General features: G+C 64.1%; 14 protein-coding genes. 10 read left to right on the top strand and 4 right to left on the bottom strand.

Translation table 11 applies throughout. From position 1 onward, the window contains the following. Position 1 precedes the first annotated feature (1 nt). Together RAD10_RS12180 and RAD10_RS12175 are read right to left on the bottom strand one after the other, a co-directional pair. Positions 2-1,402 carry an amidase family protein gene (locus RAD10_RS12180; protein WP_461617660.1) on the bottom strand — a complete coding sequence of 467 codons (1,401 nt, stop codon included), beginning with the start codon at positions 1,400-1,402 and terminating at the stop codon, positions 2-4. Positions 1,403-1,631: 229 nt separating this feature from the next. After that, a complete protein-coding gene (locus RAD10_RS12175; RefSeq protein WP_026202038.1) occupies positions 1,632-1,889 on the bottom strand; it encodes a DUF6894 family protein in 258 nt (85 codons plus the stop codon). A gap of 248 nt (positions 1,890-2,137) precedes the next feature. On the opposite strand from RAD10_RS12175, the gene pqqA reads away from it, so the two are divergent. The 10 genes from pqqA to RAD10_RS12125 all read left to right on the top strand — a co-directional run bounded on the left by pqqA (position 2,138) and on the right by RAD10_RS12125 (position 12,139). After that, positions 2,138-2,218, top strand: coding sequence for a pyrroloquinoline quinone precursor peptide PqqA (pqqA, locus tag RAD10_RS12170; RefSeq protein WP_007595659.1), 81 nt, complete (start codon positions 2,138-2,140; stop codon positions 2,216-2,218). A gap of 117 nt (positions 2,219-2,335) precedes the next feature. Continuing rightward, positions 2,336-3,265, top strand: a complete 930-nt coding sequence (pqqB, locus tag RAD10_RS12165) for a pyrroloquinoline quinone biosynthesis protein PqqB (protein ID WP_461617659.1) — start codon at positions 2,336-2,338, stop codon at positions 3,263-3,265. 20 nt (positions 3,266-3,285) lie between these two features. After that, positions 3,286-4,041, top strand: coding sequence for a pyrroloquinoline-quinone synthase PqqC (gene pqqC, locus RAD10_RS12160; RefSeq protein ID WP_461617892.1), 756 nt, complete (start codon positions 3,286-3,288; stop codon positions 4,039-4,041). Positions 4,042-4,053: 12 nt separating this feature from the next. Further along, positions 4,054-4,365 (top strand): pyrroloquinoline quinone biosynthesis peptide chaperone PqqD, encoded by a 312-nt coding sequence (gene pqqD / locus RAD10_RS12155; RefSeq protein WP_461617658.1) that lies wholly within the window; start codon positions 4,054-4,056, stop codon positions 4,363-4,365. Then, the gene (gene pqqE, locus RAD10_RS12150; protein WP_461617657.1) at positions 4,362-5,561 is read left to right on the top strand and encodes a pyrroloquinoline quinone biosynthesis protein PqqE; all 1,200 of its coding nucleotides are present in this window, start codon (positions 4,362-4,364) and stop codon (positions 5,559-5,561) included. Before pqqD ends, pqqE begins: the two co-directional genes overlap by 4 nt. After that, positions 5,551-6,537, top strand: a complete 987-nt coding sequence (gene pip, locus RAD10_RS12145; RefSeq protein WP_461617656.1) for a prolyl aminopeptidase — start codon at positions 5,551-5,553, stop codon at positions 6,535-6,537. The genes pqqE and pip overlap by 11 nt, the downstream gene beginning before the upstream one ends. Positions 6,538-6,558: 21 nt before the next feature. Further along, positions 6,559-7,236: a hypothetical protein gene (locus tag RAD10_RS12140; protein WP_461617655.1), complete on the top strand. Its 678-nt coding sequence runs from the start codon at positions 6,559-6,561 to the stop codon at positions 7,234-7,236. 234 nt (positions 7,237-7,470) lie between these two features. Beyond that, on the top strand, positions 7,471-9,270 hold the full coding sequence (locus tag RAD10_RS12135; RefSeq protein ID WP_461617654.1) for an FAD-dependent oxidoreductase: 1,800 nt from the start codon (positions 7,471-7,473) through the stop codon (positions 9,268-9,270). Beyond that, positions 9,240-11,087, top strand: coding sequence for a 2-oxoacid:acceptor oxidoreductase subunit alpha (locus tag RAD10_RS12130; protein WP_461617653.1), 1,848 nt, complete (start codon positions 9,240-9,242; stop codon positions 11,085-11,087). The genes RAD10_RS12135 and RAD10_RS12130 overlap by 31 nt, the downstream gene beginning before the upstream one ends. Further along, positions 11,084-12,139 (top strand): 2-oxoacid:ferredoxin oxidoreductase subunit beta, encoded by a 1,056-nt coding sequence (locus tag RAD10_RS12125; protein ID WP_018318541.1) that lies wholly within the window; start codon positions 11,084-11,086, stop codon positions 12,137-12,139. The genes RAD10_RS12130 and RAD10_RS12125 overlap by 4 nt, the downstream gene beginning before the upstream one ends. Here the strand turns inward: RAD10_RS12125 and RAD10_RS12120 are convergent, their stop codons facing one another. After that, the gene (locus RAD10_RS12120) at positions 12,140-12,589 is read right to left on the bottom strand and encodes a DUF4399 domain-containing protein (protein WP_461617652.1); all 450 of its coding nucleotides are present in this window, start codon (positions 12,587-12,589) and stop codon (positions 12,140-12,142) included. Between the two features lie 17 nt (positions 12,590-12,606). Beyond that, the gene (locus RAD10_RS12115) at positions 12,607-14,172 is read right to left on the bottom strand and encodes an SUMF1/EgtB/PvdO family nonheme iron enzyme (protein ID WP_461617651.1); all 1,566 of its coding nucleotides are present in this window, start codon (positions 14,170-14,172) and stop codon (positions 12,607-12,609) included. Positions 14,173-14,236 lie beyond the last annotated feature (64 nt).

The following is a 14,236-nucleotide window of genomic DNA, read 5'->3' as shown; positions in this document are numbered from 1 at the left end:
GCTAACCCACGGGATCGATCGGCGACGGCGGCACGCCGCCCGCCTCGATCGCTTCGCCGGCGAGCAGGCACAGATCCTCGCGATAGCGGCCGGAGACGATGTGCACGCCGACCGGCGCCTTACCGACGAGACCGGTGGAGACCACAAGGCCCGGCAGACCCATGAAGGGAATGGCGATCTGCGGGAGCTGTGCTTCCCAGACCCGCTTGAAGGATGCTTCGTCCTTGCGGTCGAGATGATCAGGGAACGGCAGCTCGCCGGACACCGGCGTCAGCAGCACCGCGTATTTTTCGAAGAACAGCATCCAGTCGCGCGTCAGGGTGGCTCTTCGGGTCAGCGCCTTGGCGTAATTCGCCTGATCCAGCGGCGTGACCCTGCCGCGATTGCCGCGCAGGCACGCCAGCGCACCGGGATCGCCCTCACGCTCGGCCATCTCCAGCTGCGCCTCATAGCCGTCGCCGAGCCAAAGCTTGATCTGCCACTCGACCGCCTCGCGCATCGGCGGCGTGTCCTCGATGATGTCGACGGTCCAGCCGGCGCGCTCCAGCCGCTTGCCGGCATCGCTCACCGCCGCCTTCACCTCCGGCGTCGTCGCAAGGCCGCCAGGATTGAGACAAAGCGCCGCGCGCTTGTCCCGCGCAGGGCCCTCCAGCGGCACTGGTGCGTACCAGGGATCGCGGATATCGCGGGCCGACATCGCGGCCAGTGAAATCCTGAGGTCGTTGACGGTGCGCGCCAGCGGTCCCGACACCGCCATGATCTGCGGTCCGATCGGGCGCTCCGGCAGTGCCGGATTGAAGGCGGGGATTCGGCCGAGCGTCGGGCGCAGGCCGTGCACACCGCAGGCATAGGCGGGGTAGCGGATCGAGCCGGCAATGTCGGTGCCGTGAGCAACGTGGCCGATGCCGGCCGCGACCGCCGAACCGGCGCCGCCGGACGAGCCGCCCGGGGTCAGCGAAGCATCGCGCGGGTTCTTGGTGTCGCCATGGATGAGATTGGTAGTGAACCAGCGATAGGAGAAGGCCGGGCAATTGGTGCGCCCAAGGAGAATGGCGCCCGATTTCCGGAAATTGATGACCACCGGATTGTCCTCGCGCGCGATCAAATCGCGCTGGAGCTTGAGGCCGTTGGTGGTTGCAAAGCCCTCCTGGTCGACATTGGCCTTGATGGTGACGGGCACGCCGGCGAGCACGCCGGGGTCCTCGCCCCGCGCGATGGCGGCATCGACGGCGTCGGCCTGCTTGATCACGTCGTCCGGCCGGTGGTCGATCACCGCGTTGAGCTGGGGATTGACGGCGTCCAGACGGGCGAGCCCGGCCTTGGCCGCCTCCCGGGCGGACACCTTTTTGGACTTGACGAGGGTGGCGAGGTCGGCAGCCGACAGGCGCCAGAGATCTTGCATGGCTTGCTCCGTTTAACCGGCGTCTTTTAGCGCCGGGAACGCGGCAAAGCCATGCGGATTTCGCAGGGGCGAAGGCGCTGGGGCGCCGGTAGTGCCTCATTCTCCGTCGTCTTTGCGAGCGTAGCGAAATCCCTCCGCGGAGGCAGTCCGGATTGCTTCGTCGCATCAGCGCAAAATTGCTACGCAATTTTGTCGCGAGCTCCCCGCAATGACGGGGAGAGAGTGGGGGCTAATGCCGCGTCGCGGACGCGTCCGGGATGTCCAGCAGCGCCTCGGTGAAGGGAAACTCCAGCACAATCTCGCCTTCGGCGTCGGTCACCTCGATCACGGCATCCAGCAGGGCGCGCTGGGTGCCCTCGGATTTCACCACCTCCAGGATCATCTGGCGGGCGACCTCCCAGGCGCGGTCGGGGTTGCGCAGGTCCTCGCCTTCGGGATCCACGATCAGTTCGTCGCCGATACGGGTGTTGAAGTAGTATCTGGGCATCATCGAGATCCAGTTGGGTCGCCTGTACCGGATTGAAAGCTGCACTGCACTCACAACTGCTTTATCAGGACAGGGTTCGCGACCGAATGCGCCGAACGCAAGGCAGCACCTCAGAAGTGAGTGTTCCCGAGGGCTTTTTTCGCGGCGCAACATGGGCTTCTCGGGAAAATTTCACTGGCGAACTTCTCGGCGCGCACTAATTTAACGGGTGGGCGATACGTCCGAATTCGCGAAAATGGAGTGCCAAAATGGCCTGGAAAGCCCCGAAGATCGTCGAAGTGCCCTGCGGCATGGAAATCAACATGTATGTGAGCGCCACCCGCAAGTAAGCGGTTGGTGATCTGCGTTCAGCGCAGGTGGGTCTTTCGGTCACGACCGGTTTCCGAATGAGGGAAATCGTGTCGGCCTGAGATCCACCTCGTGACGTTGCTTCCAGGAGACGGATCATGCTTCGCGTCGTCGTCCTGGGCGCCGCAGCCGGCGGCGGAGTGCCGCAATGGAATTGCGGCTGCGAGGGCTGCCGGGCGGCCCGTGAGAACGGCCATGAGCTCTTGAGAACCCAGGCCTCGGTCGCCTTCAGCGGCGACGGCGAGCACTGGTTCCTGATCAACGCGTCCCCGGACCTGCGCCAGCAATTGAATGCCACGCCGCAACTGCACCCCAAGGCCGGGGCGCTGCGCCATACGCCGATCGCGGGCGTGATCCTGACAAACAGCGAAGTTGATGCGGTGGCCGGCCTGCTCTCGATGCGCGAGAGCTCGCCCTTCACGATCTATGCGCATGAGAAGGTGCTGGCGATCCTTGCCAGCAACAGCATCTTCAACGTGCTGAACGAGAAGCACGTGCGGCGCCAGCCGATCGCTTTCCGCGAGCCGTTCGAACCGCGGCTACCGGATGGCGCGCGATCGGGGCTGGAAGTGCTGGCCTTCGCGGTCTCGGGCAAGTCGGCCTGGTATCTGGAAGGCAAGGCGCATCCCGGCGGCGCGAGCGGCGACGGCGACACGCTGGGCCTGAAGATCACCGACAAGGCGACCGGCAAGTGCTTCTACTTCATCGCGGCCTGCGCCGAGGTGACCGACGCGCTCAAGGCCGAGATCGACGGCGCTTCGCTCGTGTTCTTCGACGGCACGGTCTGGCAGGACGACGAGATGATCAAATGCGGCCTCGGTCACAAGACCGGCAAGAGCATGGGACATGTCGCGATGTCCGGCGAGGACGGCGCCATCGCACGGCTGGCCGACCTCGCTATCGACAGGAAGATATTTCTGCATATCAATAACTCGAACCCGGCGCTGCTACCTGCCTCATCCGAGCGCAAGGCCGTCGAGGCGGCGGGCTGGCAGATACCGGCGGATGGAACGGAGATCGTGCTGTGAATGCGGCGTCAATGACTGGAATGACTGCGCTGTCGATCGGCAAGGATCTGAGGCTCAACTCGGCCGAGGAGCTCGAGGCGACGCTGCGCCATATCGGGGCGACGCGCTATCACAGCCTGCATCCGTTCCATAAGCTGCTGCACGGCGGCAAGCTGAACAAGGGCCAGGTGCAGGCCTGGGCGCTGAACCGCTACTATTACCAGAGCACGATCCCGATCAAGGACGCGGTGGTGATCTCGCGCTTCCGCGACCGCGCCACGCGCCTGGAATGGCGCCACCGCATCGAGGACCACGACGGTGACGTCGGCAGCGAGGGCGGCATCGAGCGCTGGCTGAAGCTGACCGAGGGACTCGGGCTCGACACGGCCTACGTGGAATCGACCGAAGGCATTTTGCCGGCGACGCGCTTCGCGGTGGAGGCCTACGTGCATTACTGCCGCGAGAAGAGCCCGCTGGAGGCGATCGCCTCCTCGCTCACTGAGCTGTTCGCGCCAAATCTGCATGAAGAACGCATCTCCGGCATGCTGGAGCACTATGATTTCGTCAATCCTGACATCATGAGCTACTTCAAGCGCCGCCTGACGCAGGCGCCACGCGATGCCGGCTTTGCGCTCGACTATGTCAAGGCGCATGCCGCGACGCCGGAGCAGCGCGCGCAAGTGTGCAACGCGCTGATCTTCAAGACCAACGTGCTGTGGGTGCAACTCGACGCGCTCCAGCACGCCTATGTCGAGGGCCACATTCCGCCGGGCGCGTTCGTGCCCAAAGCGAGTTGAGGGACAAGAGCAATGGCCGGGCCGCGGAACATCAGTGTCAGCGAGACAAGCCGCCCCGTGCTGCCGCGGCATGCCAGGCTGAAATATGACGAGACGCGGAAGGTCTGGGTGATCCTGGCGCCGGAACGCGTGCTGGCTCCGGACGAGATCGCGGTCGAGGTCCTGCAGCTCTGCAACGGCGAGCGCAGCGTCGGCGATGTCTCCGATCAGCTCGCGGCGAAATACGCCGCGCCGCGCGAGGCGATCCTCGCAGATGTCATCGTCATGCTGCAGGATCTCGCCGACAAGGGCTTTCTCACTGAGATCAGGGAGAAGACGTCATGAGCGATGTGCTCGGCAATCCGGTCGTCCCACCTGATGCCAGCGACAGCCTCGCGGTTCTGGAGAGGCAGCGCTCGACGGCGGAGACCTTTGGCATTCCGCTTGCCGTACTGCTCGAGATCACCCATCGCTGTCCGCTGCAATGCCCCTACTGCTCCAACCCGGTCGAGCTCGACCGTTCCGGCAAGGAGTTGACCACCGACGAATGGAAGAAGGTCTTGAGCGAGCTTGCCGAGATCGGCGTGCTCCAGGTGCATTTCTCCGGCGGTGAGCCGACGGCGCGCAAAGACCTCGTCGACCTCGTCAAGCATGCCAGTGACGTCGGCCTCTACACCAACCTGATCACCTCGGCCGTGCTGCTGACGCGCGAGAAGCTCAGCGATCTCGCCGATGCCGGGCTCTGCCACGTGCAGATCAGTTTCCAGGGCGTTGAAGAAGGCCTCGCCGATCGCGTCGCCGGCTACAAGAACGGGCACCGCAAGAAGCTCGAGGTCGCAAAGTGGACGCGCGAGCTCGATCTGCCGCTCACCGTCAACGCGGTGATGCACCGGCAGAACCTGCACCAGTTGCCTGACATCATCCAGATGTCCGTCGATCTCGACGCCGACCGGCTCGAGGTCGCCAATGTGCAGTATTACGGCTGGGCGTTGAAGAACCGCGCCGCGCTGATGCCGACGGTGGCGCAGCTGGATGAGTGCACGCGTCTCGTCGAGGAGGCGCGCGAGCGGCTGAAGGGCACGCTCGCCATCGACTACGTCGTGCCGGACTACTACGCCTTGCGGCCGAAGAAGTGTATGGGCGGCTGGGGCCGGCAGTTCTTCAACATCTCGCCCGCCGGCAAGGTGCTGCCCTGCCACGCCGCCGAGAGCATCACCGGGCTCGACTTCGAATCCGTGCGCTCCAACCATTCGATCGCCTGGATCTGGCAGAACTCCGAGGCCTTCAACCGCTATCGCGGCACCGGCTGGATGAAGGAGCCGTGCAAGTCTTGCGAATTCCGCGAGATCGATTTCGGCGGCTGCCGCTGCCAGGCCTTCGCGCTGACCGGGGACGCCGCCAACACCGACCCGGCCTGCGCGCTGTCGCCGCTGCACGAGACCATCTTCAAGCAGGCTGAGCGTGAGGCCGAGGGCGAGACCAGCCGCTTCCTCTATCGCAACTTCGCCGGCGGCACCCTGGAATCCGAGAATGGGGCCTGACGCCGACGCAGGCACAGCCGCGAGGCGCGCCGATCCCTTTGCGCCGCTGACCTCCGACATGCTCGACGCAGGCGACGGCCATGAGCTCTATGTCGAGAGCGTCGGTCGCGGCGACGGCATTCCCGCGGTCTACCTGCACGGCGGGCCCGGCAGCGGCTGCCAGCCCGATCATCGCCGGCTATTCGACCCTGATCGCTTCTGCGCCGTGCTGTTCGACCAGCGCGGCTGCGGCCGCAGCCGGCCGAAGGGATCGCGCGAGCACAACACCACGGAACATCTGATCGCCGACATGGAGAAGATCCGCGACAAGTTCGGCTTCGATCGCTGGATGGTGGTCGGCGGCTCCTGGGGCGCGACGCTGGCGCTGGCTTATGCAGAAGCCCATCCCGAGCGCGTCTCCGGCATTGCGCTGCGTGCAACCTTTTTGGGCACGCGAGCCGAGGTCGAGACGGCCTTCACGGTGCGCCTGCCGCAATTCTATCCCGCGCTCTACGAGGATTTTCTGAGCGTGCTGCCGCCCGGGGAACGCGCACACCCGGTGGAAGCCTATTATCGCCGCATCCTCGACGCCGATCCGGCCATTCACGGACCTGCGGCCCGCGCCTGGCACGACACCGAGCGAGCCCTGTCGGAGCACAAGGCGGCAAAGACGCGGCTGGAGCTGCCGTCGCTGAACGTGTGGCGCACGCTGCCGGCGACGCCGTTCATGGAGGCACATTATTTCATCAACAACTCCTTCATGAACCAAGACCAGCTGCTGCGGAACGCGGACCGGCTCGCCGGGATTCCCGGCATTATCGTGCAGGGCCGCTACGACCTGTTGTGCCCTCCTGAGACATCACACGCACTCGCGAAAGTGTGGCCGGGTTCCGAGATTCGCCTCGTGGAAGAAGCCGGACATTCGCTCTATGATACCGGCGTGAGGGATGCGGTGATGAAGTCGATTGCCGACCTTGCGTCGAAGGCCGCGCGCTAATGCGCGAAAAGGACAAGAAGAATGCCGCTCGCCGGAAAGGGCATGCTGCTGACGTCGATGAACATCGACGCAGCCCATGAGGCCGATTTCAACCGCTGGTACGATCGCGAACATCTGGAAGAGCGCGTCGCGATCGAGGGCTTTCTGGAAGCGCGGCGCTATGTCGCGCATGCCGCCAATCCCAAATACCTCTCGCTGTATTCGACTGCGACGCTCGACGTGCTCGACAGTCCTGCCTATCGGGCGCGGCTCGCCAATCAGACCGAATGGTCGCGGCGGAGCATGGCACATTTCAAGGACATGCTCCGTGTCGTCGCGCGCATTACCATCAGCAACGGCACCGGCCGCGGCGCTGCGCTCGGCGTGGTACGCCTGCGGCCGACGCCCGACAATGCCGGCGCGTGGCGTGATGCGCTGCAAGAAAAGCTGGCGCCGGAGCGGCGCGACGGCATCATCTCGATGCATCTGCTCGAGAGCGAGCCGGAGCTCTCGGGCGCGACCGCGGACATCCCCGCGGTGCGCAACGAAGGCGCACGCGACTGGTTCGTGCTGATCGACGGCACGCATGTCGGCGCGGTCTCGGCCGTGATCGCCGAGCGCTTCACCGGCCCTGCTGCATCGCCCCTCCCGCTGCCCGTCTCGGTCGGGACTTACAGCCTGATGTGGGACCTCGCGAAGAGCGATATCGCGCGCAGCTGAACATATCTGCATCGCAACATATTGCACCGCACGCGCATCACGCGCGGCCGTTAATGCTGTGCGCGCGTAGCTCCCATGAAAGCGGGGACGCGCCGAACTTTGCCGTTGTACTTCGGAAAGGTTCTAATAAGCTAACCCAATGACGTCATTCAGAAACCAGATCGCAGCGCGTTAAGCGTTCGCCAAGCTCAGAAGAGGCCGCCGGGTCTTTGAGCCTGCGCGGACAGGGTAGGAATGAAACCGACCGATATCGCGGCCCCCGACTACTTTCACAAAGTGGTCGATTGCCAATGGGCCTGTCCTGCGCACACCCCGGTTCCCGAATACATCCGACTGATCGCACAAGGCCGCTATAGCGACGCCTACATGATCAATTGGAAATCGAACGTGTTTCCCGGAATTCTGGGACGCACCTGCGATCGCCCCTGCGAGCCGGCGTGCCGGCGCGGACGCGTCGAGGAGACGCCAGTCGCGATCTGCCGGCTCAAGCGCGTTGCCGCCGATTTCAAGGACGACATCAAGCAGCGCCTGCCGCGCCCCTCACCGAAGAACGGCAAGCGCGTTGCCTTCGTCGGCGGCGGTCCGGCCTCTCTGACGGTGGCGCGCGATCTGGCGCCGCTCGGCTATCACTGCACCGTGTTCGATGCCGATCCGGAAGCCGGCGGCATGATGCGCACGCAGATCCCGAAATTCCGCCTGCCTAATTCGGTGATCGACGAGGAGACCGGCTACATCCTGGGTCTCGGCGTCGAATTCAAAGGCGGCCACCGCATCGAGAGCATGAAGTCGCTGCTCGCGGAGAAATACGACGCGATCTTCGTCGGCTCCGGCGCGCCGCGCGGCCGCGAACTCGACATTCCCGGCCGCAAGGAAGCAGCTGGCAATATCCACATCGGCATCGAATGGCTGGCCTCGGTCTCGTTCGGCCATATCGACAAGATCGGCAAGCGCGTGATCGTGCTCGGCGGCGGCAACACCGCGATGGATTGCTGCCGCACCGCGCGCCGGCTCGGCGGCGAGAAAGTCACGGTGATCGTGCGCTCCGGCTTCGAGGAGATGAAGGCCTCGCCGTGGGAGAAGGAGGACGCGCTCCACGAGGATATTCCGATCCTCAACTACATGGTGCCGGTTGAATTCAAGCACGTTGCCGGCAAGCTCATCGGCGTCACCTTCCAGCACGTCAAAGCCGAATATGACGCCAAAGGCCGTCGTAACCTCGTGCCGTCGGGCGATCCCGATCAGACCATTCCCTGCGACGACGTGCTGGTCGCGGTCGGCCAGGAAAACGCCTTCCCCTGGATCGAGCAGGATTGCGGCATCGAGTTCGACAAATGGCACATGCCGAAGGTCGATCCGAAGACCTTCGCCTCGACCAATCCGAAAGTGTTTTTCGGTGGCGACGCCGCGTTCGGCCCCAAAAACATCATCTGGGCGGTCGCGCACGGCCATGACGCCGCATTGTCGATCCACAAGATGCTGTCGGGCGAGGACATCACCGAGCGCCCGCTGCCCGATGTGCATGTCTCATCGCAGAAGATGGGCATCCACGAATGGAGCTATGACAACGACATCTCGATCGACAAGCGCTACAAGGTGCCGCATCGCGACAAGGTGATTGCGCTGAAGGACATCCGCGCCGAGGTCGAGCTCGGCTACGACGTCAAGCTGGCGCTGGGCGAAGCCGAGCGCTGCCTGAACTGCGACGTGCAGACCGTGTTCTCGACCTCGCTCTGCATCGAATGCGATGCCTGCGCCGACATTTGCCCAATGGATTGCATCACCTTCACCGGCAATGGCGAGGAAAGCGATCTGCGCCAGCGGCTGAAGGCGCCGTCGCCGCATCCGGACCAGGACCTCTACGTCTCCTCGGATCTCAAGACCGGCCGCGTGATGGTGAAGGACGAGGACGTCTGCCTGCATTGCGGGCTGTGCGCCGAGCGTTGTCCCACCGGCGCCTGGGACATGCAGAAATATTTCATCGAGATGACTCACGCAGGTTCGACATGCCCGACAAAAAGCCGATCAGCAGCGTAAACGACTTCGTCGTCCGCTTCGCCAACGTCAACGGCTCGGGCTCGGCCAGCGCCAACGAGATGTTCGCGCGCGCGATCCTGCGCCACGGCGTTCCGGTGTCCCCACGCAACATCTTCCCCTCCAACATCCAGGGCCTGCCGACCTGGTACGAGGTGCGGGTGACCGAGGACGGCCATCTCGGCGCCCGCGGCGGCGTCGACATGATGGTGGCGATGAACCCGCAGACCTGGGACAAGGACGTCGCCGGCATCGAGCCCGGCGGCTATCTGTTCTACGATTCCACCAAGCCGATGCCGTCGACCAAATTCCGCGACGACATCACCGTGATCGGCGTGCCGCTCACCGCGATCACCAACTCGACCTACACCGATCCGCGCCAGCGCCAGCTGTTCAAGAACATCATCTATCTCGGCGCGCTCTCGGCGCTGCTCGACATGGACCCGAAGCTGATCGAGCAGCTGATCGGCGAGCAGTACAAGGGCAAGGAAAAGCTGCTCTCCTCCAACGTCCATGCACTACATCTCGGTCGCGACTGGGCGCTGCAGAACCTGAAATGCCCGATTGGCCTCAGGGTGAAAAAGTCGGACAGGGTCGGCGACCGCATCTTCATCGAGGGCAACAGCGCCGCCGCGCTCGGCGCCGTCTATGGCGGCGCCACGGTATGCGCCTGGTATCCGATCACGCCGTCCTCGTCGGTGGCGGAAGCCTTCACCGCGCACTGCAAGAAATACCGGCACGATCCTGAGACCGGCAAGGCGAAATACGCCATCGTCCAGGGGGAGGACGAGCTGGCCTCGATCGGCATCGTCATCGGCGCGTCCTGGAACGGCGCCCGCGCCTTCACCGCGACGTCGGGCCCCGGCATCTCCCTGATGACCGAGTTCATCGGCCTCTCATACTTCGCCGAGATCCCGGCCGTGATCATGAACATCCAGCGCGCCGGCCCCTCGACGGGCATGCCGACCCGTACCCAGCAATGCGACATCATCGCCTGTGCCTATGCTTCGCACGGCGACACCAAGCATGTGTTGCTGTTCCCCGAGGATCCCGCCGAGGCCTTCGAATTCGCGGCCGCAGCGTTCGATCTCGCCGAGCGTATCCAGACCACGATCTTCCTGATGCTCGACCTCGACATCGGCATGAATCACCGGCTCTGCCGTCCGCTGAAATGGGACGATGCCAAGCAGTATGACCGCGGCAAGGTGATGACATCAGAGATGCTGGACGAGGGCCGCGACTTCGGCCGCTATCTCGACGTCGACGGCGACGGCATCCCCTACCGCACCTATCCCGGCACGCACCCGACCAAGGGCTCCTATTTTACCCGCGGCACTTCGCGGGATCGCTATGCGCGCTATTCCGAGGAAGGTTCGGTCTACGCCGACAACATGCAGCGCCTGATGCGCAAGTTCGAGACCGCGCAGGACCTGGTGCCGCGACCGCTGCAGGCCAATGCGGAACGGCCGACCAAATACGGCGTGATCTATTTCGGCTCGACCTCGCCGGCGATGGACGAGGCGATCGGCCTCTTGGAAGCGCGCGGGCATCAGCTCGACCGCCTGCGCATCCGCGCCTTCCCGTTCCATTCGAGCGTGGCGAGCTTCCTCGCCGAGCACGATTTCGTCTACGTCGTCGAGCAGAACCGCGACAGCCAGCTCCGCCAGCTGATCGTCAACGAGAACGGCATCGACCCGGTGCGCCTCGTGCCGATCGTGCACTACGACGGCTCGCCGATCACCGCCCGTTTCATCGCAAAAGCCATTGGCGACCACCAGGATCACCTCAAGGTGACCCCGCTCCGCAAGGCCGTGTCATGACCTACATCGCAAAGCCGAAATTCCATCATCCCGGCCTCAAGAAGAACGAGCTCGGCTACACCCATCGCGACTACGAGGGCAAGATCTCGACGCTGTGCGCCGGCTGCGGTCACGACTCGATCACGGCTTCGATCATCGAGGCCTGCTACGAGCTCTCGATCGAGCCGCACCGGGTGGCGAAGATCTCCGGGATCGGCTGCTCGTCGAAGACGCCGGATTATTTCCTCGGCAATTCGCACGGCTTCAATTCCGTGCACGGCCGCATGCCCAGCGTGCTCACAGGTGCCAACCTCGCCAACCGCGACCTGATCTATCTCGGCGTGTCCGGCGACGGGGATTCCGCGTCGATCGGGTTCGGCCAGTTCGCGCACTCGATCCGGCGCGGCGTCAACATGACCTACATCGTCGAGAACAACGGCGTCTACGGCCTGACCAAGGGCCAGTTCTCGGCCACCGCCGACCGCGGCTCGAAGTCCAAGAAGGGCGTCACCAACACCGACAACGCCATCGACCTCGTTGCGATCGCGTTGCAGCTGGGCGCCACCTTCGTCGCGCGCAGCTTCTCCGGCGACAAGACCCAGCTGGTGCCGCTGATCGCGGCCGCGATCCGCCACAAGGGCGCGTCCTTCATCGACGTCATCAGCCCCTGCATCGCCTTCAACAACCACGCCGGCTCGACCAAGAGCTTCGATTATGTCCGCGAGCACAACGACGCCGTGAACCGGCTCGACGTGCTGGTCGGCCGCGATCCGATCGCGGTGGACTACGCGCCGGGCACGGTGCAAATGGTCGAGCAGCATGACGGTAGCAAGATCGCGCTGCGCAAGATCGACGCCGACTACGATCCGCATGATCGGCTGGGCGCCCAGACCTTCCTCGCGCGGCACGCCGCCAAGGGGCAGATCGTCACCGGTCTCCTTTATGTCGACCCCGACGCCGAAGATCTGCACGAGCATCTCAACACGGTCGAGACGCCGCTCAACACGCTCGAAGCGGACACGCTGTGCCCGGGTTCAGCCGTGCTGGACAAGATCAACGCCAGCCTGCGGTGATCATTTGCTCCGCGCCGAAGCCGGCGACCTGACGCGTATCGTGATCTTGTCCGACACGACCGGCGGTTCGAACGGATAGTGCTTGGCGTCGCCGAGCACCAGCTGCAGGGTGTGAGTCCCCGGCGCAAGGTCCAGCATGGTCTCGGTCTGCCCTGCGCCGAAATGCAGGTGCGACTTGTCCTGCGGGATCGGCTCCTTGGGATCGATGGGATCGTTGACGTCGACCAGCAGATGATGATGACCGGCATTCTGGTAATCGTCGCCGGCATGCGTTACGCCCATGTTGCGCAGGCCGAACCGGACCCAGAATCCACCGCGAACCTTCTGCCCATCGTGCGGCGTGATGAAATAGAGTTTTGCGTCCTTTGGCGCCGTCTTTCCCTGCGAGTAGGCTGCGCCCGGGTGCACTGCGATCGCCGTCGCCAGTGCGACACAATGAATGATCTTCATCAAATCCACTCCAGCACTTACGGACCGAGCGCGACGCGGAATCCATGCGTGGGGTAACGAACATTGGTATCGTAGCCATCGCGATTGGATGGCCTCACATATCTCGCATCGTTCTTCCACGAGCCCGAGCGCAGAACGTGCGAGCTGCAGTCCCCGCCACTCCATGCCGAGCCGTCAGTGGGCGCGCCCTGATAGGTCCTGTGCCAGCAGTCCTCGACCCACTGATCGATACCGCCACCCATGTCGTGGAGGCCGAACGGATTTGGCTTGAAGCTGCCGACCTTCGCCGGCTGCTCAGCCGCGAGGTCACCGCAATCCTTGCATCCGGCCATGCCGGGCTGGAGCTTGTCGCCCCACCAATATTTGCTCTGCGTGCCGCCACGCGCGGCGTATTCCCATTCGGCTTCGCTCGGAAGCCGGTAGGGCTTCTTGGTCGCCTGCGCCAGATACGCCGCATATTGCTGCGCGTCGGTCCAGCTCACATTGCTGATCGGCGCATCGTCTTTGCCGGTAGCGGTGAAGCTGCACGCCTTTGCGGCCGCGCATTCGTTCCATTCCTGCACGGTCACCGGATATTTGCCGATCGAGAACGGCTTGACCGTGACCTGGTGGACAGGACGTTCGGTCGGATCGTCATTGCTTCCCATCGCAAAGCTGCCGCCGCGAATGGCGATCATCTCGGGTTCGCGGACCGCCGTCACCGATGGAGCGGATGCCGGAGATGGTGAAGGCGATGCTGCGGGCGATGGCGTCGTTGTGGGCAACGGAGAAGCCGCGGGTGCAGCTTGAGGCGCCGGTACCGCCGGGCTCGGTAACGACGGAACGGATTGCGGCATCGGCGAAGCCGACGGCGCCGCGATCGGAGGAGCGGCAGCCTGTTGCCCCACCTGGCTGCGGTGCTGCACCAGCACGTACCAAAGCACGTAGCCGGCAATCACCAGCAACGCCATGATCAGAAGAAAGAGCAGGATGCTCTCGCGCCGGCCGCGCGTCCTGCCGACTGCGTCTGCGTCTGGCAGCACGCGATAGACGCGCACCGGATCCGTGATGTTCTTGACCTTGCGGTCCCCGAGCGACTCATAGCCGCACACCACCTTGTGCTTGATCTGCTCGTAGATCGCGCCTGAGATATAGACGTGACCGGGCTCGGCGATACCCTCGATACGTGTGGCGATGTTGACTCCGTCGCCGTAGACATCGTCCGGCTCCACGATGACGTCGCCGAGATTGACGCCAATCCGGTATTCGAGCCGTGAATGCTTGGGAAGCGGGGCGTTGCGGCCGATGAGATTCTGCTGGATGACGATGCTGCATCGAACAGCCTCGACCGGGCTATCGAAGATGGCGATGAAGCCATCGCCTGTCGTCTTCACCAGCGTGCCATGGTGCTCGACGATGCTGGGCTGGATGATATCCCGCTCGATCCGCTTGACGCGGACATGCGTGCCCTCCTCGTCGGCCTGCATGATGCGACTGTAGGAAGCGATGTCGCCGACAATGATCGCCGCGAGGCGACGAGGCATGGGGCCGTGTGGAGGCGGCCCGTCCTGACTTCCGGGTCTGAAGTTGCGAATTTCGCCCATTGCGGGGGACTCCACAAACCTACAAAGGCAGCCCCAGCTTACGACCGCCAAAGGCGATCGTCTG

The organism is Bradyrhizobium sp. 23AC, from assembly GCF_054863025.1.
Note: the sequence above shows the minus strand (reverse complement) of the source record. Positions and strands in the feature narration are given on the sequence as shown.